The organism is Nonomuraea indica (assembly GCF_002850745.1).
GTDB classification, from domain to species: Bacteria; Actinomycetota; Actinomycetes; order Streptosporangiales; family Streptosporangiaceae; genus Nonomuraea; species Nonomuraea indica.
In genome coordinates this window covers 525,582-547,664 of the sequence record NZ_KZ559467.1, presented here as the reverse complement: position 1 = coordinate 547,664, position 22,083 = coordinate 525,582, and the positions used below count along the sequence as shown (strand labels likewise).

Sequence of the window (22,083 nt, the reverse complement as noted above, 5' to 3'; positions counted from 1 at the left end):
GGGAATCCCCGCGCATCATGATCCTGCGGTGGCTGAGGTGATCATGAAGCCGGTGCACATCTCGTCGCTGGAGCCGTCGCCCCAGACCACGTAGCGCGGGGGGAGCTTGCTCAGCGCCGGCAGTCGCCGCCGCAGGCCGGCGTCGTGCGTACAGGTGACGCGCAGCGTGTCTCCCGGCTTCACGTCGACGGGGGTGGGCAGGGGCAGGGTCTTCTGGTGGTCGAAGTCGAACTCGGGCACGTCGAGCAGGGTCTGCGCCTGGGCGGTGCCGGGATTGAGCTCGACCTTGATCGAGCGCCCGAGCATGTGCATGTGTCCCAGCGCCGCGTACACCGTCATGGGCTGCCGCACCGGATGGTCACAGCGCTGGGTGTCGCCGGGCACCGGCTTGCCGTCGCCGCAGAGTTTAAGGAGCTGCTGCGCGATGCCCCCGACCCGGTCGCCGAAGCGCTTGGTGACGTCGGCGACCGACGCGGCCCGGTCGCACAGCGCACCGGACTCCCCCTCGGCACAGGGCAGCTCGATCGGTGCCTGCAAGGGGAGCGTGCGTAGCGGTCTGGTGGCCGAAGTGCCGTCGGTCAGTCGCAACCGGACGCTGGACCGGTCCGTCTCGCCCGCGCGGCCGTCGGTGGCCAGCAGGTTGTAGTGCGCCTGGACGACTATCAGGCTGCCGGGCTTGACGGGGAAGCCGACATCCTGCCTCAGGACGCTCTCCGTGCCGTTGGGGGTCCAGGCGCTGGCATAGGTCCCCGCTGCCGGGCCCAGGCCGGTGTCGCCGAAACAGGTCCAGCCCGGGCCGGGCGTCTCGGCGTCCTTGGCCCGCGCCTGTTTCTCGGCCTCGGGGGCGACGACCTGGACCACGGCGTGGTGCACGAGCTTCGCGTTCTGGGGTTGGAACAGGGCTCCGGTCAGGAACATCGGCTTGGTCACGCCCGGATCGATGAGCAGGCACCGGTAGTCGTCGGTGCCGCCGTTGGGAGCGGCCGGCGTGTACGACTCCGGCATGGTCAGGTTCAGGAACCGCTCGCCGGCTCGCAACGGCTCCGACGCCACGGGCGAGGAGGCGCCGTGGCCGGGGTGCGGTGCGTCCGCCCCGGAGTCCGCGGAGTCCGGCGCACAGGCGGTGAGCCCCACGGCCACGGCCACCGAACACGCCGAGAGGGCGATCCTCCGCCGGTGCTTCAGCTGTTTCCTCATGACGACCTTTCGACGTGCGACGGGGTTTGCAGGAGATTCCTGGCTCGGCGGGGCACGCCCGTCCCGGCAGAGAACTGCGCTGCGACGGCCGGCGGCGGCGTCGCCAGGCTGGTGGAAGCGATCCCATCGTCGCGTCGTCGCGCGGCCACGGCCTCCGACAGCGGATGGCAGTGTGTACGCAGTTCTGCGTAGCCGCCTCGCGCCCGGCTACATCCGTCGTCGTAGGCGGGTCGCGCACCTGGGCCGAAGTGCTCTCACGCGCGGGAACCGTAGGATCGCGGCATGAGACACCGCGCCGTGCCGTTGCGCCTGCCCGCGCCGGCGCAGGACGTGCTGCTCGCGCTCTTCATCGCCGTGATGCAGGTCCAGGGCACGATCGTCCGCAACGCCGGCGAAGTGGTGCAGCGCCCCCTCACCGACCTCGCGAACCTGGGACACATCCTGCTGATCGTCGGCGGCGTGGTCGTCGCCGGCCGCCGACGGTGGCCGGTCCCGGTGTTCGTCGTCGCCGCGCTCACCAGCCTGGTGTACTACGGACTCGACTTCCCGGACGGACCCGCCGCGCTCGGGCTCTGCGTCGCCCTGTACACCCTCGCCGCCTACGGGGACGGGCGCCGGTCGCTGGTGATCGCCGGCGTGGGCACCTCGGTGCTGGCCGTCGGCTGGCTGGTCGCCGCGGCCGACCTCGAACCACGCGCCGCCATCGGCTGGGTGTACTTCCGGATCGGCGCGGCGGTCATGAGCGCCGCCGTGGGCGAGTCGGTCCGGTCCCGGCAGGTCATCGCGGCCGAGGCGCAGGCGCGCGCCGAGTTGGCCGAACGGACCCGTGAGGAGGAGGCGCGGGCACGGGTGGACGCCGAACGGCTGCGGATCGCGCGTGAGGTCCACGACACCGTCGCGCACGCCATAGCGATCATCAACGTGCAGTCGGGTGTCACCGCGCACGTGCTCGACAAGCGGCCGGAAGTGGCGCGCGAGGCGCTGCGGACCATCGAGCACACCAGTTCCCGGGCGCTGCGGGAGATGCGGGCCATCCTCGGGGTGCTGCGTGACGGCGACGGTGACGACGGCGGGCGGGTGCCGTACCCCGGGCTGGGAGAGATCGACGAACTGGCCGCCATGGCGCGCGAGGCTGGACTCGACGTCAGGCTGGAGGAGACCTCGTCCGCGGCGCCGTTGCCGAGCGCGGTGGGGAGCGCCGCCTACCGCATCCTGCAGGAATCGATCACCAATGTGGTCCGCCACGTCGGCCCGACCCGGGTGACGGTGGCGCTGAACCCCGGGACCGAGGCGTTGGAGATCCGCGTGACCGATGAGGGCCGCCGCGCCGCCTCAGCTGAGGCCTGCCCGGAGGCGCGCCCACCGGCCCGGCAGGCGAGCGGCGCGGACGGCGCGGCCAGGCCCGGCCGCGGGATCGTCGGCATGCGCGAGCGCTGCCGGCTGCTGGGCGGCGAACTCGACGCCGGGCCGCTTCCGGGCGGCGGGTTCGAAGTCAGGGCACGACTGCCCCTCGCGCCGGCGGGGTCCCGGACATGACCGCGGCCGCCGCCCCGGCCAACCCTCCGATCAAGGTGCTGCTCGCCGACGACGAGGGTCTCGTGCGATCCGGGTTCAGGGTCCTGCTCGACCTCGAGGACGACATCACGGTGGTGGGAGAGGCCACCAACGGCGCCGAAGCGGTCGACCAGGCCCGCGCCACCCGCCCCGACGTCGTCCTCATGGACATCCGCATGCCCAGGCTGGACGGGATCCAGGCCACCGCCCGGATCGCCGCGACGCGCGGGTTGGAGCAGGTCCGCGTCCTCATCCTCACCACCTACGACACCGACGAGTACGTCTTCGACGCCCTGCACGCCGGTGCCAGCGGGTTCCTGCTCAAGGACGCCGGACCAGCCGAGCTCCTGCACGCCATCCGGGTGGTCGCCGCCGGGGACGCCCTGCTCGCGCCGCGGATCACCCGGCGTCTCATCGGCCAGTTCGCCTCGCGACGGACAGCCGCCCGGACGGCGGAGGACCGGCTCGCGGTGCTGACGGAGCGCGAGCGCGAAGTGCTGGCCCTGGTGGGGCAGGGCCTGAGCAACCACGAGATCGGCGCCGCGTTGTTCCTCAGCCCGTCCACCGCGCGCACCCATGTCAGCCGCGCGATGGCGAAGCTGGGTGCTCGCGACCGTGCCCAGATGGTCGTCATCGCCTACCAGACGGGACTGGTCAGCCCGGCGCTGTGAGGCACGGCCGCCCCGTGTCCTCGCCGGCCCTGGCCGGCCCGCCAGGGAGCGTTCCCTGTCGTTAAGGATATTGACGACATGTCTGGCAAAGCAGTCAATCTGGTGAGTGTGACCCGGCAACCAACCACCTTCTGATCATGGGTGACGCCTTCGCGGTCACCCGGCCCTACCTGCCGCTGTTCCGGAACGTTCCGGCGGCGCGTCCCGGCGTCTGCCACGTCTGCCACTGGGGGCCGAACGAGCGCCGCCCCGTGCGGGAGCCGTACGAGATGTGCGCGAGCTGCCGCCGCACCACGGGCGGGGTCTTCCGGCACACGCCGCACGTGGTGCCGATCTCGCTGTGCGCCCGCCGGGGCGACGGCGCGCAGTTGTACGACATCGTCGCCCGGCAGCGCGACCCCGCCTCCCCGCCGGGCGGCCCGGACCGGTCCAGGTTCCTCGCCGCCACGCTCGCCCGGTTCCACCGCGCGCACCGCGCCTGCCTGACGCGGGCGGCCGGAGGCGAGTTCACGCTGGTCACCACGGTCCCCGGCACACGCACGGAACGGCCCGTCGAGGCGTTCCACCCCATGCCGCGGGTCGTCGGCATGGTCGGCGAGCTGACGGGCCTGCACCGGCCCGTCCTGCTGCCGGGCGACAGCGAGAGCGCCCTGAGCCGCCTGGCCCGGCGGGAGTCCGACGAGCGGGCCTTCCACGTCATCGGCGGGGTCCGCGGCGCGCGGGTCCTGCTGGTGGACGACCTGTTCGTCTCGGGCGCGCGGGTGCAGAGCGCCGCCGCCGCGCTGTTCCGGGCGGGCGCGACGGCGGTGGTGGCACTGGTGGTGGCCAGGCTGGTGGACCCGGCGTCCACCAGCGCGAGCGCCCGGAACTGGGCGCGAGCGTCGGCCGAGCTGTTCGACTTCGAGCGGTGCTGCCTGTGCGCGCCGGCCGCCGGCTTCCTCGGCCGGCCCGCCTGACCACGCCCGATGCGGCGATCCGGGGTGCGTTAGCCTCGGAGTGCTCGCCACGCACGTCCGCCGAGGAGCCGACACCGATGATCTTCATTACCGCGAAGTTCCGCGTCCTGCCCGAGCACGCCGACCGGTGGCCCGAGATCACCAGGGAGTTCACCGAGGCGACGCGGGCCGAGCCCGGCTGCCTGTGGTTCGACTGGTCGCGGAGCCTGGCCGACCCGACCGAGTACGTGCTGGTGGAGGCGTTCCGCGACGACGAGGCCGGGGCGGCCCACGTCCGGTCCGAGCACTTCAGGCAGGCCCAGCGGACGCTTCCGCCGCACCTCGCCGAGACGCCGCGGATCGTGAACGCCACCGTGCCGCAGCAGGACTGGTCGCCGCTCGGGGAGATGCAGGTCCCGGCCGACCGCCCGTAGCCCCCGACCCCGCGCACAACCCACGGCCGGCCGCCCGGGACCGTCAGCCGCCGCGCGCGGTCCACGGCGGGCCGCCCGGAACCGTGAGCGGCCGCGCGCGGTCCACGGCCGGGCCCCGGTCAGCCGCGGTCGCGGGCCGCCCCGCTGAGGACGCGGTCGATACGGGCGGCGAGTTCGACGTCCTTGGCCGTCACCCCGCCGGCGCTGTGGGTCGTCAACCGGAACCTGATGCCGTCGCCGGTGCGCTCGATCTCGGGGTGGTGGTCCAGCGCGTTCGCCTCGTTCATCACCGCCTCGCTCAGCCAGCCGTAGCTGTCGCGCGTGATGCGCACGTCCTTGACCAGCGCGTCGCCCTCCCTGCTCCAGGCTTCCAGGGCCTCCAGTGCGGTGTCGACGTCGGCGTCCGTGAGGCGTTCGGCCATGATCTCCCCCCTCGTTGGCTGTGCGGTCCATGGGGTGGGCTACCACGAGCCAGCCCTTTCACACCCCATCGGCACCGGCGCGGCCCCACGGCCTCTTTACGAAGTAAGGCTGATGGAGGGCCGCCTGGCACGTACGTAGAACAGCAGAGGCGGCAGCTCCCCCTCGTCCTCGACGTGGAACCCGGCCCGCGGGATGAGGTCGCCCAGCAGCTCACGCGGGCTGTGCCGGTGGGCCGGACCGCCCAGCGCGGTCAGCAGCCCGGCGAGCAGGCGGTTCGCGGGACGCCGGAACTCGGCCACCAGCAGCAGGCCGCCGGGCCGCAGCACCCGGAACATCTCCCGCACGGCGGCCCCGCGCTCCTCCTCGGGCATGTGGTGCACGGCCAGGCTCGTCACCACCACGTCGAACGACCCGTCGGCCAGGTCCAGCGCCTGCCCCGCGCCCACGACGTACGAGCAGTTGTCCGGGGCCAGGCGGCGGGCGTGCTCGACCATCTGCGGCGACGGGTCGACGCCCACCACCCGCCCCGCCGAGCCGATCAGCGGAGCGAGCACGCGGGTCAGGTAGCCGGTGCCGCAGCCCACGTCGAGCACCCGGTCCCCCGGCCTCGCCCCGGACAGCGCCGCCAGCCGGGTGAACACCTCCCGCCGCCGTCCGGCGAACCCGACGGCCGCCAGGACGTCGTACGCGCGGGGATGGTTGATCGTGCTCCCCGCATGCCCTTGCCGGGAGTGGTCGTGCAGCTTCCCCAGGCCCATGGTGCGCTCCCTCCTGCACAGCCCGGTGTGACCGGTCGCGGGGGCTCACCCCTCACATCCCCTCCCCGCGCCGCCCCGAACGCGCCACGAGAATCCGGCGCCTGCCCGGCCGGACGGCCGACGCCGGCGCCCGCGCTCCCAGGGAGGTGACCGCGACCGTCGGAGTTTCCGGACACTTCACCACCCCTGTTCGCTATCGCACAGCAGGGCGGAAGTGGTTGTTGACCACCCCATGCACACACCGTCCAATAGTGAACAGACTGTTCGAGAGGAGACACGTGATGGGACTCGGCAAGCTGCTCCACAATCACGCGGAACACGCCGACGCCGGCGGCACGATCGACCGTCCGCGCGCCTACGAGGTGATGGCGTCGATCGGCTTCCTCGGGCGGCGTCGGGAGATGTTCACCCGCCTGGCGGCGCTGTCCGGCGCCCGCCCCGGCGACAGGGTGCTCGACGTCGGCTGCGGCACCGGCTACCTGACCCGGATCCTGGCCCGGGTCGTCGGTCCGGCCGGGCAGGTGACCGGCATCGACCCCGCACCGTCGATGGTGGAGCACGCCCGGCTGCGGGCGCCCGGCAACTGCTCCTACGCGGTGGGCGAGGGCCAGGCGTTGGAGGCGCCCGACGGCTCGTTCGACGTCGTGGTCTCCAGCCTGGCCGTTCACCACATGCCGGCCGCCGAGCGCGGTGCCGCCATGGCCGAGATGTTCCGGGTGCTGCGGCCGGGCGGGCGACTGCTGATCGCCGAGTTCCGCCCGCCGACCGGCCCGCTGCTCGCCCGCCTGGTGGGGATGCTGACCGGCCCGGCGATGCTGCGGCGGCCCGAGGACCTGCTCGGAGACCTGATCCCGCGGGCCGGGTTCGACCAGGTGGATCAGGGCGACCTTCCGGCCATGCTCTCCTACGTCCGAGCCGTACGACCGGCCGCCTGACCCTTCGGTCCGAGCCCTCGGGCGTCACCTGCGGATGGAGGGCGGCCATCCGGTCGCGCGGCCACCATCGGCATGATCGCCCGACGGTCTCGGGCGCGGTGGCGGCGGGCAGCAGCAGGAGCCGGGGAAGCTAGCGGTGCGTGACCAGGGCCGCGTGGTGGTCGGTGCCCTCCGGTCCGCCGGGGTCGGCGTGCACGGTCGCGGCGCGCAGCCGAGGCAGGTCGTGGATGAGCCGATGCTCCGCCTCGACGGCGACGGCGTGCGCCTGGACCAGCGAAAGCTCGTGACCCACCACGATGTCCACCTCGGCCCGCAGCGTGTGGCCGATCCAGCGCAGCCGCAGCGCGCCGACGCGCTCGACCCCGGCCACCCCGGCGACGATGCCCTCGGCCTTCTCGACCAGCCGGGGATCGACCGCGTCCATCAGCCGGTGGTAGATCTCGCGGGCGGCGTCGCGCAGCACGAACAGGATCGCGACCGTGATCAGCAGTCCGACGATCGGGTCGGCGAGAGGGAACCCGAGCGCGGCGCCGCCGGCTCCGAGGAGCACGGCGAGGGAGGTGAGGCCGTCCGTTCTGGCGTGCAGGCCGTCGGCCACCAGCGCGGCGGAGCCGATCTCCCGGCCGACCTTGATCCGGTAGCGGGCGACCCACTCGTTGCCGACGAAGCCGACCACGCCGGCCGCGGCCACCCAGCCCACCGCCCGCATGTCCTGCGGGTCGACGAGGCGCTTGACGGCCTCGTACCCCGCCAGCGCCGCCGAGGCCGCGATGAGGAGCACGATCACGATGCCGGCCAGGTCCTCGGCGCGGCCGTACCCGTAGGTGAAACGGCGCGTCGCCATCCGCCGCCCCACCGAGAAGGCGATGGCCAGCGGGACGGCGGTGAGCGCGTCGGCGAAGTTGTGCAGCGTGTCGCCCAGGAGCGCCACGGAGCCGGAGAACGCCACGACCACCGACTGGATGATCGCGGTGACCGTGAGCACGGCGAAGGAGATCGCGAGCACGCGCATGCCGCGACTGCTCGACTCGAGCGCTTCGTCGGTCTTGTCCGCGCTGTCGTGGCTGTGCGGAACGAAGGCGTGCCGGACGCGCGACAGCAGCCCTCCCGACGAACCGCGGCTCTCCCCCTGCCCGTGGCCGTGGCCCTGCCCATGCCCGTGGCCATGCCCATGCCCGTGGCCATGCCCATGCCCGTGCCCGTGGCCATGCCCGTGGCCATGCCCGTGGCCATGCCCGTGGCCATGCCCGTGCCCGTGGCCATGCCCGTGCCCGTTCTCGTTGTCCGGCAAAGAGTCGGTGCGCCCAAGATCAGACATGCCGCTCCCTACTTGCATATGGCCCTTTTATTCGCATCATAGGTAGTCATGTACGCACGCGACAACGAATCAGGTGCCACCTCATCGCAGGAGCAACCGACGAGCGCCCAGGTGGAGACCGCGGTCGAGTCGTTCCGCATGCTCAGCGACGCCACCCGGCTGAGGCTCATGTGGCTGCTCTCCTCCGGCGAGTACGACGTCGGCTCGCTGGCCGCGGCCATCGGCGTGGCCAGGCCCTCGATCTCCCAGCACCTGGCCAAGCTCCGCCTCGCCGGCCTGGTGGAGACCCGGCGGGACGGCCGCCGCGTCCTCTACCGGGCCCGCGACGCCCACGTACGCGCGCTCATCCACGAGGCGCTCTTCCACGCCGACCACGAGGTCTCCGGCATCCCGCGCCACGACTGACCCGCCGGGGCCAGGACATTCAGCGGAACAGGTGGACGTTCGCAGCGGCCCACTCGTCGAACCCGCGCGGCGGGCGGCCGATGATCTCGCGTACGGACGGCCGCTGGTCGAGCGTCCACCGGGTCAGCTCGGCGAGCCGGGCACCGTACTCCTCCAGGGCGTACAGCGTCACGTCGATGCCGCTGTCGGGCCAGCCGCGGCGCCGCCAGTTCGCGCGGCTCTCCTCAGGCTCCACCTCCACGGCGGCGACGTCACATCCGAGGGCGCCGGCGATGCTCGCGATCCGCGATCGGGTGCTGATCGGCAGGCCGACCGCCTCGAGCACGGTGCCGACATGGTCGTCGGCACGCAGCGCCGCCACCGCGACGGCGGCCAGGTCGTCCTCGTGGATGAAGGGATAGTGGCCGCCGTTCAGGAAGGCCTCCCGGACGACCCGCTCGCCCCTGATCGTGTCAGGCCAGTCCGACCCCGTCGCCGGATAGGTGCCCTCGATCATCGCCCCCATCACCGCCGACGGGCGCACGTGCGTCCACTCCATCCCCGAGCACTCCACGGCCCGCTCGACGGCCAGCCAGAACCACGTCTCCGGCGGATAGGCCTCCTCGTACTCCGGACCGTGCGAGGACAGCACGACGACCCGCCGCACACCGGCTCCCCGGGCGGCCTCCAGCGCGTCCCGCACCGTCGCGGGCACGGCGCCCGCCAGGAAGACACCGTCCACACCGTCGAAGACCTCGGCGCGCTCCAGCGGCCGGGTGATGGACCCCTCGACGACCTCGACCCCGTCGGGCCAGCCGTCCACCAGGCCGGGCTCGGCCAGCACGCGCACCCGGTCACCCGCATCCAGCAGCTGCCGCGCAAGGCTCCGCCCGACGACCCCCGTGGGACTGCTGCCCGCGTCCTTCCGCGCGCTGACGGCCGTCAGCAGGTGCGTACGGGCAGACGAGGCATTCGTGATCCGCTCAGATCCATCCATGGCAAGACCCTCCGACGTGACTATGGAGATCTTGCGCCGCTCCCGGTGGCCGGGAGAGGTTGCGGATCCAGGACCGCGACACTACCAGCCCACCACGTCCAGCAGCCGCCCACCCGCTCACCGCGAACACCCGGATCGCACCGCCAGCCGCCCACCCGCTCACGACGAACACCCCGATCCCGCCGCCAGCCGCCCACCCGTACACGACGAACACCCCAGTCCCGCCGCCAGCCGCCCACCCGTACACGACGAACACCCCAGTCCCGCCGCCAGCCGCCCACCCGCTCACGACGAACACCCAATCGCGCCAGGCAGCCACCGAAACCCTTACCGAACAGACCCCCGCGCCCGCGGCCGGCGTCGTGGCCCGGCCGCAAGGGGGCGGCTGTGCGGTCAGGCGGCGTCGAGCGCTTCGGTGATCTTGCGGGCCATCTCGGCCATGGTGGGGCCGGGCTCGCCCTGGTGGGTCCGGGCGGCCGCCTCGACGGCGACGACGACGGTGCCGCGGAAGTTGTCGGCCTCGGCCGGGTCCTGCTGCTTGAGCAGGCTCATGGCCGCGGTCAGGGCCGGCAGCACCTGGTCGGCCAGTTCGGCCACGGTCCTGCCGTACTTCACGCCCTTGGGCGCCTTGGCGAGGACGTGCCCCACCAGGCCGGTCGCGGAGGTGAGGGCGACGGAGCCCTCGACGCCGACCTTGTGGGCCGAGCTGGCGGCGCCGGCGGCGGACATCAGCGAGACGGCGCCCCACGCGGCGAGCCGCAGCGTCAGCTTGTCCTGCTCGGAAAGGGTGACGGACATGGTTTCTACTCCTTCAAGTCTGCGGATCACGGAACGAACGGATGGCGAAGCACGCCCCTGTCGGCACCCGGTGCCAGATCTCTCAGGTCAGGTCGCCGAGAAGATCGCACCGCGCCTTGAGGCCGCAGCCGCTGAACCGCTCATGGCATCCACCATCGCCGGCCACCCTGATACCGGACCGTCACCGCCCTGACGCGCCCCCTGACACACCCCCGCGCCCCTGCCGAGACGCCGCGCCACCCCACCCTCCGGAACCGGAAACCCTCCGCCCCTGTGCCGCTTACCGCATGACCTGTAGATGAGCCCAAATCGTCTGCCCGTGCCCATGATCGCTACGGGCCCCACACGTGATCGCGGAAAAGTACCCAGAAACGCAAAAGACCTGCGTTTCCGCAGGTCCAAGCGTGAATGGCGATGTAGCTGATCGGTGCCCCCTGTAGGATTCGAACCTACGCACCCGGCTCCGGAGGCCGGTGCTCTATCCCCTGAGCTAAGGGGGCCGAACGTGTGACTAGGCTACCAGCATCCGCACACCACTCCGCACACGATAAACCTCTGATCACACATCGCCGAAAACCGCATGTGACCGCACCGCTACGGGTAGCTTGGCGGCCGTGGGTGAGGTGCTGGGCAAGGTGCTTGTGGTGGACGATGACGAGGTCATCCGTCAGCTGATCGCGGTGAACCTGAGTCTTGAGGGGTTCGAGGTCGCGACGGCCACCGACGGTGAGGACTGCCTGGATCAGGTGCTCGACGTCATGCCGGACGTGATCACGCTGGACGTGATGATGCCGCGCCTCGACGGGTGGGAGACGGCGCAGCGGCTGCGCGACGGTGAGGCCACCCGGCACATCAAGGTGGTGCTGATCACCGCCAGGGCGCAGGACGACGACAGGCGGCGCGGGATGGGCATCGGGGTGGACGCCTACCTGACGAAGCCGTTCGACCCGGCGGAGCTGATCGAGGTGGTCGGGGAGCTGGCCGCGACGGCGCGGGGGTGACGTCGCCCCACCGTCGCCCCACCGTCGTCACGCCGTCGCCTCGCTGTGAGGCCGGAGTGGTCGCCGTTTTCGTCCTCGTAGTGGCCATAACGCGGCAGGACGCGCGCCCCTAGCATCGGGCCGCGACACCATCACCTCGCCCCGTGGAGAAACCGGATGATCACCATCGGCGGACTGCTGCCGTCCGACAGGGCCGCCTGGGAAGGCCTGTTCCGCGCGTACATCGCCTTCTACGGGCGCGCCGAGCCCGACGAGATGTACGAGCGGGCCTGGCAGGAGTTCCGGGACGGCACGCGGCTGCACGCGCTCGGAGCCAGGCTGGACGGCAGGCTCGTGGGCATCGCCCACTTCCTGTCCCACCCCAGCACGTCCGCCCCCGGCACCGACCTGTGCTACCTGCAGGACCTGTTCACCGCCCCGGACGCGCGGGGCGGTGGGGTGGGCCGCGCGCTGATCTCCGCCGTGACGGACTGGGCGCGGGAGCGCGGCTGCGGGCGCCTCTACTGGCACACGCAGGGGTCGAACGCCGTGGCCCGGCGCCTGTACGACCAGGTCGCGGTGAACCGCGGCTTCATCAAGTACGACATCGACCTGTAGCGGGCCGGCGCCGCGTCAGAGGACGGGTGGGGCGGAGAACGGGCGGCCGTCGAGCGTCCCGGTGAGCCGGGGGCGCTCGTGCCGCGTAAACGCCGTCCAGCGCAGGACCACGTCGTGGACCGGGCCGCCGGCCGGACCGGCGCGCAGTTCCGCCTCGGCTCGTCCGCCGGCGGCCAGCCGGATGTGGCCGCTGACGTCGAGGTCGGCCACGAAGCGGACGCCGTCGAGGTGGATGACCGCGTTCTCGTCGTCGAAGCGGACCTGGCCGCCCCGCAGTCCCGGCTCGCTCCGCAGCCGCAGGTGGGTGAGCGCGTAGGGGTTGCGGCGGGAGGCGGCGTTGGCGGCGGTGACGAACACGGCGGCCAGCAGCCGCCGCTCGCGCCCGGACAGCCCGTGGGCTGTGACTGGGCGGACGCGCGCCTGTGCCGGAGGGAAGGCTCCGGCCGCGCGGTAGTTCTCCGCGCTGCACCGCACCGCGGGAATCCGGTGGGCCGGGTCGGACAGGAACGCGCGCATGGCCGCGCGCACGCACGCGCCGGCGGGCCCCTCGATCGAGGTCAGGCTGTGCCCCGCGTAGACGACCCCGCTGACGACGGCGCCCGGGAAGTGACGCAGGGCGTCGGCCACGTCGGCCGGGGTGTGGGTGTCGAAGTCCCCGGCGACCGCCATGATCGGTACGGCGGGGCGGGGCGCGCCCGGTGGCAGCGGAGGGCTGTGCCGCGGGGTCGGCCAGCGCACGCAGAACTCCAGCGCCGCGACGCTGCCGACACCCAGGTCGGCCGGTTCGAACGGCGCGAGGGGACGTTCCGTCGCGAAATGGCGCTCGATCTGGCGGGTCCGCTCCGCCGGGTCCGCGTCCCGGTCGAAGGGGAAGGCTCCGTCGCCGCACCGGTGCGCCAGGTAGCCCGCCCAGTCGGGTCCGGTGACCGGCGGCGCGGGGGCCGCGCCGGCCGCCCGGGCCAGGCGGCGCAGGGGGGCCGGGTCGCCGCTCAGGTAGGCGGTGGCGGCGGCGGTCGCCTCCCGGCCGAACACCGGCTGGTACACGTTCCTGGACACCGCCAGGGCGGCCGCCATCGGCACGTCACGATCGGGTTGCGCGCGCAGGCGGGCGACCAGGGCGTGCCAGGTGCCCGTCGGCGTGCCGGGCAGCGCGCGGCAGGCCGCGGAACGCCCGCAGACGAGCTCCATGCTGTCCAGCCGGGTGCGCATGGGCCACGGGGCGTAGCCGTCCGCCGTGGTGATCATGCTGCTGTCGAGGAAGGCGGCTGCGAGGCTGTCAGGGTGGCGGATGGCGTACGCCTGCGCGTACAGGGTGCCGTAGGAGGTGCCGAAGAACGTCACCTTCGACACGCCGAGGGCCCGGCGGACCGCGTCCATGTCCGCCACCACCTGGTCGGCGGTGAAGAACCGGGCTCGCGGGCCGAGGTGGCGCGCGCAGGCGGCGATGGTGTCCGGCGCCGACAGGTCGAGGCCGGGACATGACAGCGGCGACGACCTGCCCATCCCGCGCGGCTCGACGACCAGGAGGTTCTGGTGGTCGAGTGCCGGGCCGAGCGTCCGCTGGAGGGCCGGCACAGCGGGCAGCGCGGGCAGCGGCCCGCCGGGATTGGCCAGAATCGTGCCTGTCACTCTGTCTGTCCCCCGGCCTGCGGTCCCGTCCGTCGCCCGGCCCGTCGCCGGGTTGCTCGCCCGGTTCCTCGCCGGCAGCCAGGCGAAGGCCACGGTGATGCGTTCGGATGACGGGTCGCTCCAGTCCAGCGGCACCGTCAGGGTGCCGTCGCACCGCCTCGTCGCTGCGGCGCACTCGTGCGGGAACGTCCCGGTGACGCGCCCCTCCGCGTCTCCAGCCTGATCCGGAACGGCGGGGACGGCGGGGCGGGCGCCGGAGGGAGGCGTGGCGGGGCCACGGGCAGCGGCGGCGGGAACGGCTGACAGGGCGGTCACCGCCACGACCGTCCCGGCCAGCATGGTGACGATCTTCATGCGTCCAGCCTCGCCGCCACCGCCGCCGCCTTCCTCCACCCTCGGACCGAACTCCGCCTGGGAGCGGGCTCCCAGACTCGACCGGGGAGGAGCGAGATCAGTCGAGGAGGCCGCGGTGGCGGGCCGTGCTGGCGGCCTGGGTGCGGGTGGAGGCGTCGAGTTTGCCCAGGATGTTGGAGACGTGGACGCTGACCGTCTTCTGCGCGATGAACAGCCGCTCGGCGATCTCGCGGTTGGTCAGCCCTTCGGCCACCAGCCGCAGCACCTCCACCTCCCGGGCCGTCAGCCCGCCGTCGCCGGAGCCGGACCCGGACCCCGAGCCGGACCCCGAGCCGGTGCCGGTGCCGCCGGCGGAAGCCGCGCCGGCGAAGCGGGCGCGGCGGCCGAACTCGGCCAGCGCGTCGCAGAGGGGCGCGGCCCGGAGTTTGGCAGCCGCCTCGCCGGCCTGCGCCCACTCGGCGTGGGCGGCGTCGCGGTCTCCGGCGGCGAGGAGGGCCTCGGCGAGACGCCAGCGGGCGCGGGCCGTCTCGTAGACGAACCCGTAGTCGAACGCCTCCACGACGCGCCGCCACAGCGCCGGGTCGAGACGGCCGTGCACCCGGTGCCACTCGGCCTCGACGCGCAGCGCCCACGCCCGGCCCTCGGGGCCCAGCTCGCCGCGCTGCCCGACGGGACCCTCGTCCACGGCCAGCCGGGCGGCGGCGAGCATGTCGTCGGCGTCGGCCACCGCGCCGAGGTCGCCGAGGGCCCACAGGCCCACGGCGGCGATGCGCAGGATGCCGGGGTCACCGGGCTGCTGCGCGTCGAGCACGGCTCGTACGTGGGAGAGCGCCGACTCGGGGTCGCCCCGCCAGAGCGCGTGCTCGGCGGCCAGACCGCGGGACATGTAGGCCACCAGACCGTCGGACCAGAACGGCCGCAGCCACTCCAGTCGCTGGTCGACGCCGGGCAGCCCGCGTGCGACCTCGACGAACAGCGCGAACGAGGAGAGGGTCGCCTCGGGGATGGTGCCGACGCGGGGGCCGAAGGTGGCGGCGACCGCCTCGGCCTGGTCCCAGTCGCCGGCCACGTAGTGGATGAGCAGGCGCAGGAACCTCAGGTCGGTGCCGTAGGTGCTCCACCTGAGCCCGTTGGCGAAGGCGAGCTCGATGCCCGCGTCGACGATCTCGGCCGCCTGGTCGAGGTCGCCCTGGTCGTAGTGGATGCGGGCGTGCTGGAAGCGGGCCCGCAGGTCCATGGCGAGGTCGCCGGAGCCCTCGGCGACGGTGGCGACGGCGGCGAGCTCGCGGGCCCGGACGGAGTCACCCTGGACCTCGGCGTGCAGGGCGAGGCTCAGCAGGGCGCCGACCTCGGCGTCGCGGGCGCCGGCGGCCCTGGCGGTCTCCAGGGCGCGGCGGGCGAGCCGCTCGCCTTCGGCGTGGCGGGGGCTCCAGGTGAGCGTGCGGGCGTGGGTGGCCAGGGCGCGGGCCAGGGAGGCCTGGTCGGTGGCCGTGGCGACGGCGCGCTCGGCGGCGGCGATGGCGCCGTCCCGGTCCTCCATCTCGTAGAGGTAGTAGGCGAGCCGTTCGCTGACCTCGCAGGTCTGCGGCAGGACGCGGAGCTGGGCGGCGGCGCGGTGCAGGTCGCCGCTGTCGGCGGCGGCGACGGCGCTGCGGAAGGCGAGCGCGGCCCGGCTCTCGCCGGCCAGCGCCTCGGGATCGGTCACCCGTTCCCAGAGGCTGAGCGCCTGGTCGTAGTGGCGGTGCGCCTCGGCGGGCGCGCCGAGGCGCTCGGCCTGCCGGCCGGCCTCGGCGGAGGCAGCCAGGGCGCCGGCGAGGTCGTGGCCGGCGAGGTGGTGGTGGGCCAGCTCGGCGGGCGAGGTGAGCAGCCGGGTGAAGGCGGTGTGCAGCCGGGTGCGCTCGCCGGGGAGCAGGTCGGTGTAGACGGCCTCCTGCAGGAGGGCGTGGCGGAAGGCGTACCCGTAGCCGTCGACGCGCAGCAGCCCGCGCGAGACGATCTCGCGGACCGCCTCCTCGAACTCGGCCAGCGGCAGGCCCGACACCTCACGCAGAAGTTCGTCCTCGACCCGCCGGCCGGCCACGGCGGCCGCTCGCAGCACCCGCTGGCCCGGCTCGGACAGCACCTCGACGCGGGACAGCAGCAGGCTGGCCAGGCCGTCGGGCAGGCTGTCGCCCTCGGTCAGGGCGGCGAAGAGCTCCTCGGCGTAGAAGGGGTTGCCGTCGGCACGGCCGACGATCATGCCCAGATCCTGCGCGGCGACATCACCCAACGTCGCGACATAGTCGGACATGTCGCCGGGATCCAGCGGGCCGAGCTCGACCCCGGTCACCGTGGGCAGCCGCTTCAGCTCGGCCAGCACGGGCCGCAGCGGGTGGCGGCGGTGCAGGTCGTCGGTGCGGTAGGTGCCGAGCACGCAGACCCGCTCGGTCTGCACCATGCGGCTGAGGAAGACGAGCAGGTCACGGGTCGAACGGTCGGCCCAGTGCAGGTCCTCGATGACGAAGAGCACCGGCTGGATCTCGCCCAGCAGCCCGAGCAGCGAGCCGAACAGCCGCTGCTGGGTCAGGCCGGCCGACGGGGCGCTCTCCACGCCCGGCAGCAGCTGGCCGAGCAGCGGGTGGGCGGCCGCCGCCGAGCGCACCGCCGGCTCCGCGCCGCGCAGCGCGTCGGCCAGCGGAAGGTAGGGCAACGCGTCGCCCAGCTCGGCGCACTGGCCGGAAAGCACGTGGAAGCCACGCTCGCGGGCCAGCGCGACGAGCTCCCCCGCCAGCCGGGTCTTGCCGATGCCGGCGTCTCCGCCGACCAGCGCGATCCCGGCGGTGCCCTCGCCGGCCGACTCCAGCACGCGCACGAGTCGTGCCAGCTCAGCACCGCGTCCGACGAGAAGTCCGTTCACGCCAGTCACTATGCCATGACCCGGCGGCACTCCATTGGTCCACGAAACGGCCGTCCCATTGGCCTACAAATCAGGACCAAACCCTTCCTAGGCTGCTTCGCGTGATTTCTTGGTCGATGTTCATCGTGTTCGTGGGGGCCTCGCTGGCTCTGGTGCTGCTGCCGGGCCCCAACCACCTCTACATCACCGCGCGTGGCCTCGCCCAGGGCAGGGCGGCGGCGCTGGCCAGCGCGCTCGGGGTGGAGGCGGGCACGCTCGTGCACATCGCCGCCGCCGCGGCCGGACTGTCGTACGTGATCTCCACCTCGGCGACGCTGTTCGGGATCGTCAAGTGGGCCGGAGTCACCTACCTCGTCTATCTCGGCGTCCGGGCGTTCATGGGCAGGGACGGAGCCGGCGGCGAGGCGCTGAAGCCGCAGCCGCTGCGCAAGGTGTTCCTGGAAGGCGTGCTGGTGAACGTGCTGAACCCCAAGGTGACGCTGTTCTTCCTGGCGCTGCTGCCCCAGTTCGTGGACCCGGCCGCGGGGTCGCCGGCGCTGCAGATCGTGCTCCTCGGGGTCACGCTCCTGCTGCTCGGGCTGCTGTCGGACATCGCGTACGCGTTCACCGCCGGGGCCCTGGGCGGCCGCCTGGCCGGGCGGGCCAGGGCGCTGCGGTACTTCAGCGGCGTGGTGTACCTGGGCCTCGGCGTGGCGACGGCGTTCACCGGGAGAAAATGACCGCATGGCGCCGAGGAAGCAGCAGGAGATCTTCGATGCGACGCTGCGCCTGGTGGCGGAGCGCGGCTACGACGGGCTGACGGTGGAGGGTGTGGCCGAGCGGTCGGGCGTCAACAAGACGACGATCTACCGCTGGTGGCCGTCCAAGGCGGCGCTGCTCGGGGCGGCGCTGGTGGAGGCCGACGTGCTGGGGTTCGAGCCGCCCGACACGGGCAGCCTGCGCGGCGACCTGGTGGCGCTGGTCGAGAGCGTCGTGCGGCTGCTCACCGAGCCGCCCGGCCGGGACGTGGCGGTGGCCGCGCTCGGCGCCGCCGTACGGCATCCGGAGCTTGACGCGCGCAGGTTCTTCGCCGACCGGTTCGCCCGCGAACGGCAGATCTTCGAGCGGGCCGCGCGGCGCGGCGAGCTGGCCGGGACCGCCGACCCGATGCTGGTCGTGGACCTGCTCGCCGGGGCGGTGTGGCTGCGCGCCGTCTTCAGGGGGCTGCCGCTGGACGAGGGCTTCGCGTCGCGGGCCGTCTCGGCCGTGCTCGACGGCGTACGGGCACCGGCCGCGACCCCTTGACCCGGCCTGCGACCACCGGCCACACCCCCTGACCCGGCCTTGCGACCACCGGCCACGCCCCCCGAGGCGGCGTCACCGGGCCAGGGCGCCCGGGATGCGGTCGAGCACCGTGTGCGGCGCCAGCCCGTAGGCGTAGAAGTCGACCGCCGCCGCCCCCGCGGCCCTGGCCGCCCGCACCTTGGCGGCGAGCCGGTCGGCCGAGTCGCTGTCCGGATGGCCGGGCCGCACCACCGCACGCACCTCTCGGTCCTTGCCGACCGAACGCAGGTAGGCGCCGACGTCGTCGGCCACCCGCGCCGCGTCGCGGGCGTAGGCGAGCACCCCGAACCCGGGCACCAGATCGCCCAGCGCCACCAGGTCGATCCCGAGCTGCCAGGCGTCATGGGCGGCCAGCCCGGGGGTCGGCAGCCCGTCGGCGGCGCCCTTCACCGCCCCGGTCGAGTCGACGAACACCAGCCGCGACCCCTCGCCGGCCACGGCGGAGGCCACCTCCGACACCAGCGTCGTCACGGTCTCGGACCGCGCGCGGGCGTAGGCGACCACGTCGGGGCCGGCGTAGGCGGTCAGCGCGGCGCGGGTCACCTCGCCCTGCGCCGGTGCGTCGCCGTCGAGGACCCGCCCGACGATGCCGGCGCACTCCTCGCGCGCCATCTCGGCGTCCACGCCCAGGTCGGCGGCGCGGGTCATGCAGTAGTCGCAGAAACACAGGCCCAGCAGGTAGGCGTCCATCGGCCCGAGCGGCACGAACGACCGTTCGGGCCGGAACGGGCCGAAGTGCAGCGACTCGGCCACCACGCTGTCGACGCCCAGCCGGGCCACCGCCCGGGCCAGCGCCGCGGCGTAGGCGCGGACGTCCGGGTGGGCGGGACACAGGTCGGCCGGGGCCCCCCGGTCACCGAAGCAGTCGCGCACGGTCACGTCGGGGTGCCGGGCGCCGAGGGTGGCGTTGACCAGGAACACGGCCCACCCGTGCAGCCTGAGGCCGCGTTCGGCGCAGGCGTCGCGCAGCCCGTCGAGCGCGTCGGCGTGCCCCGCGACCGGCTTGAGCCGCAGCCCGGCGAACAGGTCGGGCGGCGCGGCGAAGTGGGCGGCGTCGTGGCGGACGGTCAGCCGGGACAGCCCGTGCGGGGTGACGTCACGGGTGGCGTGGTGCACGGCTCCGACGGTGACGCCCGACACGCCGTACCCGCTGATCCTGTCGAGCACCCGCTCGACTCCCTCACCGCGCAGGTCCTCGGCGAAGACGTACACCGAACTGTCCACGAGCCGACCCTACAGTCCTGATCTAGAACCGGGTGTGGACGGAGCCGACGATCCGGTACTCGCGGTCCACCACCGGCAGCACCCGCCACTTGTCGAACGCCGTGCACGGATGGGAGATGCCGAAGGCGAGCAGGTCGCCGGGTCGCAGGCCGTCGGCGTGCACGAGCGTGTGCTGGTCCTGCATCTTCAGCACCGTGACCCCGCCGCGTTTGGGGACGGGCAGCCCCTCGTCGTAGGGGGCGTCGCGCTTGCCCATGCCGACGACGGCGAGCCCCGGCTCGGGGGTGGACAGCACGTGCGCCCACACCTCCAGCGCGGGCCGCAGCTCGCCGTCCATCCGGTTGTACGGGGTGCGCTCGCGGTAGTAGCCGTCGTCGTGGGTGACGTACGCGCCGCTGCGCAGCACGATCGTGGCCTGGGTGGCGACCAGCTCCCGGCCGATCACGTCGAACCACTGGCTGCCGCCGACGGACAGGACGGGGTTCCTGATCCGCAGGTGCTCGACGGCCTCCTGCAGCACCCGCAGGTAGGCGCGGACCTCCTCCGCGGTCGTCAGGGCGCCCTCGTAGCCGGCGACGCCGGCCAGCTCGACGCCGGGCGTCTCCTGGACGCGGCGGGCCAGCGCGAGCAGGTCGTCCAGCGAGCGGCAGCCGGCCCGCCCGCCCGCGTGCCCCATCTCGACGAGCACCTGGTACGGCCGGGCGGGCTTGTGCCCGGCGAGGATGTCCACGCCGGCCACGGAGTCGGCGAAGCTGTAGATCTCGAGGCCGGGGTCGCGCTCGCAGGCGGCGGCGATCCAGTCGAGCCCGGCGGCGTCCACCACCTGGTTGGCCAGCACGATGCGCCGGGCGCCGAACTCCAGCGCCGCCATGGCCTGCCTGGGGGTGGCCACCGTCAGCCCCCACGCGCCCGCCTCTAGCTGCATGGCCGCGATCTCCGGCGACATGTGCGTCTTGACGTGCGGCGCGAGCCGCATGCCGTGGTCGCGGGCGAAGGCGGCCACCAGCGCGATGTTGTGCTCCAGCGCCTCACGGTGCACCACCATCAGGGGGAACGACAGGCCGCCGTCGAAGATCGACCGTCCGAGAGCTTGCCGCATGTCCATCTCTTCGACCCCGATCACGAAGGGCGGAGGGCCCGGCCGGGGGTCGCCCCGGTCGGCTCGCCGCCGGTCAGCACGCGTGTACCCGACACCAGCACGTCGTCCACCCCGACCGCGAGGGAGCGGGGGGCTGCGTAGGTCGCCCGGTCGGCCACCGTGGCCGGGTCGAACACCACGACGTCCGCGGCGAACCCCGGCCGCAGCAGCCCGCGGTCGGCGAGCCCGAAGCGGCGCGCCGGATGCGAGGCCAGGTGCACGATCGCCTCCTGCCACGTCCAGTCGCCGAGCTCCCGCACATGGCGGCCGAGGAACCGGGCGAACGCCCCGAACCCCCGCGGATGCGGATGACCGCCCACGTAGATGCCGTCGGAGCCGCCGGTCTGGGCCGGGTGGCGGAGCATCCGGCGTACGGACTCCTCCCCCTCGGGACCCTCGTCGGGGCGGGCGGACACGCAGCCGGCCTCCAGTCGCGTCTCGACGAGCAGGCGGCGGCAGAACTCGGCCGGGGCGACGCCGGCCCGCTCGGCCGCCTCCACCATGCCGAGCCCTTCGGCCCACTCCAGGCCGGGCGCGTGGGAGATCGTCAGCCGCGGCCAGGTCTGCTCCAGGCCGGCCCACCAGGTGTCGAGCTCGCCCGAGGCGAGCATCTCCAGGGCCCGGTCGGGCTCGGCGCCGGGGACGTCGGGCGGCAGCACGACCATCGCCAGGATGGTGCTGCCGCGCAGGTAGGGGTAGGTGTCGAAGGTCAGGTCGACGTCGCGGCCGAGCGCCCCCTCCACCAGCGGCAGCAGCACGCCGGCGGGCCCGTGCAGGTGGGAGACGTGAACGGCGGCTCCGGACGCGAGCGCGATCTCGGTCACCTCCGTCATCCCCGCCGCGGCGCCGTCGCCGTAGGCGCGCATGTGGGTCACGTACGGCAGGCCGCCGAGCGGCTCGCAGAGGGCGGCCAGCTCCGCCGCCGAGGCGTAGCGGCCGGGCAGGTACTCCAGGCCGCTCGACAGGCCCACGGCGCCGTCCGCCAGCCCGCGTTCGACGTGGGCGCGCATGCGGGCGAGGTCGCCGGGCCCGGCGGCGTCCGGGGACGGGCCCATGACGTCGTAGCGGATCGTGCCGTGCGGGATCAGGTAGGCGGTGTTGACCGCGACGGCCCCGTCGTAGCAGTCGAGCAGCGCGCCCACGGTCAGCGGGCCGTCGATCGGGGGCGCGCCGTTGACGGCCGCGAAGTAGCGGGAGGCGTAGCCGACGGTGGCGGCCGAGCCGGGGGCGAAGGACAGGCCGTCCTGGCCGAGGACGAACGTCGTCACCCCCTGGCGCAGCGCCGCCCGCTGCACCGCCGGGTCGAACACGGCCGCGTCGCCGTGCGCGTGGCAGTCGACGAACCCGGGCGCGACGAGCCGGCCGCTCGCGTCGATGACGGTGCCGGCCCGCGCGCCGTCGAGCCGGCCCACCGCCGCGACGCGGTCGCCGCTGACGGCCAGGTCGGCCCGGTACGGCGGGGCGCCGGTGCCGTCGAGCACCCGGCCCCCGCTGATGATCACATCGAATGCCACCCA

Annotated in this window: 21 protein-coding genes and 1 tRNA gene; 10 read left to right on the top strand and 12 right to left on the bottom strand. The window is 73.7% G+C overall.

Annotated features, from left to right (window positions below; translation table 11 throughout):
• Positions 1 to 15 precede the first annotated feature (15 nt).
• Positions 16 to 1,197, bottom strand: a complete 1,182-nt coding sequence (locus CXR44_RS06600; RefSeq protein WP_101783970.1) for a monooxygenase — start codon at positions 1,195 to 1,197, stop codon at positions 16 to 18.
• A gap of 282 nt (positions 1,198 to 1,479) precedes the next feature.
• Here CXR44_RS06600 and CXR44_RS06595 point away from each other — a divergent pair, with 282 nt between their 5' ends.
• The 4 genes from CXR44_RS06595 (at position 1,480) to CXR44_RS06580 (ending at position 4,791) form a co-directional block, all read left to right on the top strand.
• The gene (locus CXR44_RS06595; RefSeq protein ID WP_101783969.1) at positions 1,480 to 2,733 is read left to right on the top strand and encodes a sensor histidine kinase; all 1,254 of its coding nucleotides are present in this window, start codon (positions 1,480 to 1,482) and stop codon (positions 2,731 to 2,733) included.
• On the top strand, positions 2,730 to 3,422 hold the full coding sequence (locus CXR44_RS06590; protein WP_101783968.1) for a response regulator transcription factor: 693 nt from the start codon (positions 2,730 to 2,732) through the stop codon (positions 3,420 to 3,422). The genes CXR44_RS06595 and CXR44_RS06590 overlap by 4 nt, the downstream gene beginning before the upstream one ends.
• Before the next feature lie 137 nt (positions 3,423 to 3,559).
• Complete coding sequence (locus tag CXR44_RS06585) at positions 3,560 to 4,378, top strand: hypothetical protein (RefSeq protein ID WP_101783967.1); 819 nt, start codon at positions 3,560 to 3,562, stop codon at positions 4,376 to 4,378.
• A 77-nt stretch (positions 4,379 to 4,455) separates the two neighbouring features.
• Entirely contained in the window at positions 4,456 to 4,791 is a 336-nt protein-coding gene (locus CXR44_RS06580; RefSeq protein ID WP_101783966.1) for a putative quinol monooxygenase, read from the top strand.
• Positions 4,792 to 4,910: 119 nt separating this feature from the next.
• On the opposite strand, the gene CXR44_RS06575 is transcribed toward CXR44_RS06580, so the two are convergent.
• Together CXR44_RS06575 and CXR44_RS06570 are read right to left on the bottom strand one after the other, a co-directional pair.
• Positions 4,911 to 5,213, bottom strand: coding sequence for a 4a-hydroxytetrahydrobiopterin dehydratase (locus CXR44_RS06575; RefSeq protein ID WP_101783965.1), 303 nt, complete (start codon positions 5,211 to 5,213; stop codon positions 4,911 to 4,913).
• 96 nt (positions 5,214 to 5,309) lie between these two features.
• Entirely contained in the window at positions 5,310 to 5,972 is a 663-nt protein-coding gene (locus CXR44_RS06570) for a class I SAM-dependent methyltransferase (RefSeq protein WP_101783964.1), read from the bottom strand.
• 281 nt (positions 5,973 to 6,253) lie between these two features.
• Here CXR44_RS06570 and CXR44_RS06565 point away from each other — a divergent pair, with 281 nt between their 5' ends.
• Positions 6,254 to 6,907: a class I SAM-dependent methyltransferase gene (locus tag CXR44_RS06565; RefSeq protein ID WP_101783963.1), complete on the top strand. Its 654-nt coding sequence runs from the start codon at positions 6,254 to 6,256 to the stop codon at positions 6,905 to 6,907.
• Positions 6,908 to 7,037: 130 nt separating this feature from the next.
• On the opposite strand, the gene CXR44_RS06560 is transcribed toward CXR44_RS06565, so the two are convergent.
• Positions 7,038 to 7,919, bottom strand: a complete 882-nt coding sequence (locus CXR44_RS06560) for a cation diffusion facilitator family transporter (RefSeq protein ID WP_219601686.1) — start codon at positions 7,917 to 7,919, stop codon at positions 7,038 to 7,040.
• 354 nt (positions 7,920 to 8,273) lie between these two features.
• On the opposite strand from CXR44_RS06560, the gene CXR44_RS06555 reads away from it, so the two are divergent.
• Positions 8,274 to 8,630 carry an ArsR/SmtB family transcription factor gene (locus CXR44_RS06555; protein WP_101783961.1) on the top strand — a complete coding sequence of 119 codons (357 nt, stop codon included), beginning with the start codon at positions 8,274 to 8,276 and terminating at the stop codon, positions 8,628 to 8,630.
• A gap of 19 nt (positions 8,631 to 8,649) precedes the next feature.
• On the opposite strand, the gene CXR44_RS06550 is transcribed toward CXR44_RS06555, so the two are convergent.
• The 3 genes from CXR44_RS06550 to CXR44_RS06540 all read right to left on the bottom strand — a co-directional run bounded on the left by CXR44_RS06550 (position 8,650) and on the right by CXR44_RS06540 (position 10,904).
• Entirely contained in the window at positions 8,650 to 9,606 is a 957-nt protein-coding gene (locus CXR44_RS06550; protein WP_101783960.1) for an SDR family oxidoreductase, read from the bottom strand.
• A gap of 393 nt (positions 9,607 to 9,999) precedes the next feature.
• Positions 10,000 to 10,404, bottom strand: a complete 405-nt coding sequence (locus tag CXR44_RS06545; protein ID WP_101783959.1) for a hypothetical protein — start codon at positions 10,402 to 10,404, stop codon at positions 10,000 to 10,002.
• A gap of 428 nt (positions 10,405 to 10,832) precedes the next feature.
• A tRNA-Arg gene (locus tag CXR44_RS06540) sits at positions 10,833 to 10,904 on the bottom strand.
• Between the two features lie 114 nt (positions 10,905 to 11,018).
• Between CXR44_RS06540 and CXR44_RS06535 the strand changes: the two genes are divergently transcribed.
• Both CXR44_RS06535 and CXR44_RS06530 read left to right on the top strand, forming a co-directional pair.
• Entirely contained in the window at positions 11,019 to 11,405 is a 387-nt protein-coding gene (locus CXR44_RS06535) for a response regulator transcription factor (protein WP_245898892.1), read from the top strand.
• Between the two features lie 156 nt (positions 11,406 to 11,561).
• Positions 11,562 to 12,002, top strand: coding sequence for a GNAT family N-acetyltransferase (locus CXR44_RS06530; protein WP_101783958.1), 441 nt, complete (start codon positions 11,562 to 11,564; stop codon positions 12,000 to 12,002).
• 15 nt (positions 12,003 to 12,017) lie between these two features.
• Here the strand turns inward: CXR44_RS06530 and CXR44_RS06525 are convergent, their stop codons facing one another.
• Positions 12,018 to 13,985: an alpha/beta fold hydrolase gene (locus tag CXR44_RS06525; protein ID WP_101783957.1), complete on the bottom strand. Its 1,968-nt coding sequence runs from the start codon at positions 13,983 to 13,985 to the stop codon at positions 12,018 to 12,020.
• Between the two features lie 97 nt (positions 13,986 to 14,082).
• Positions 14,083 to 16,881, bottom strand: a complete 2,799-nt coding sequence (locus tag CXR44_RS41625) for a helix-turn-helix transcriptional regulator (protein ID WP_101783956.1) — start codon at positions 16,879 to 16,881, stop codon at positions 14,083 to 14,085.
• Between the two features lie 101 nt (positions 16,882 to 16,982).
• Between CXR44_RS41625 and CXR44_RS06515 the strand changes: the two genes are divergently transcribed.
• Complete coding sequence (locus CXR44_RS06515) at positions 16,983 to 17,600, top strand: LysE family translocator (RefSeq protein ID WP_101783955.1); 618 nt, start codon at positions 16,983 to 16,985, stop codon at positions 17,598 to 17,600.
• Between the two features lie 4 nt (positions 17,601 to 17,604).
• The gene (locus tag CXR44_RS06510) at positions 17,605 to 18,165 is read left to right on the top strand and encodes a TetR/AcrR family transcriptional regulator (protein ID WP_101783954.1); all 561 of its coding nucleotides are present in this window, start codon (positions 17,605 to 17,607) and stop codon (positions 18,163 to 18,165) included.
• A 72-nt stretch (positions 18,166 to 18,237) separates the two neighbouring features.
• Here the strand turns inward: CXR44_RS06510 and CXR44_RS06505 are convergent, their stop codons facing one another.
• The 3 genes from CXR44_RS06505 to CXR44_RS06495 are packed head-to-tail and all read right to left on the bottom strand — an operon-like array spanning position 18,238 to position 22,080.
• Positions 18,238 to 19,428 (bottom strand): hypothetical protein, encoded by a 1,191-nt coding sequence (locus CXR44_RS06505; protein ID WP_101783953.1) that lies wholly within the window; start codon positions 19,426 to 19,428, stop codon positions 18,238 to 18,240.
• 22 nt (positions 19,429 to 19,450) lie between these two features.
• Entirely contained in the window at positions 19,451 to 20,527 is a 1,077-nt protein-coding gene (locus tag CXR44_RS06500; RefSeq protein ID WP_101784216.1) for an alanine racemase, read from the bottom strand.
• 20 nt (positions 20,528 to 20,547) lie between these two features.
• Positions 20,548 to 22,080 carry an N-acyl-D-amino-acid deacylase family protein gene (locus CXR44_RS06495; protein ID WP_101783952.1) on the bottom strand — a complete coding sequence of 511 codons (1,533 nt, stop codon included), beginning with the start codon at positions 22,078 to 22,080 and terminating at the stop codon, positions 20,548 to 20,550.
• Positions 22,081 to 22,083: the final 3 nt, after the last annotated feature.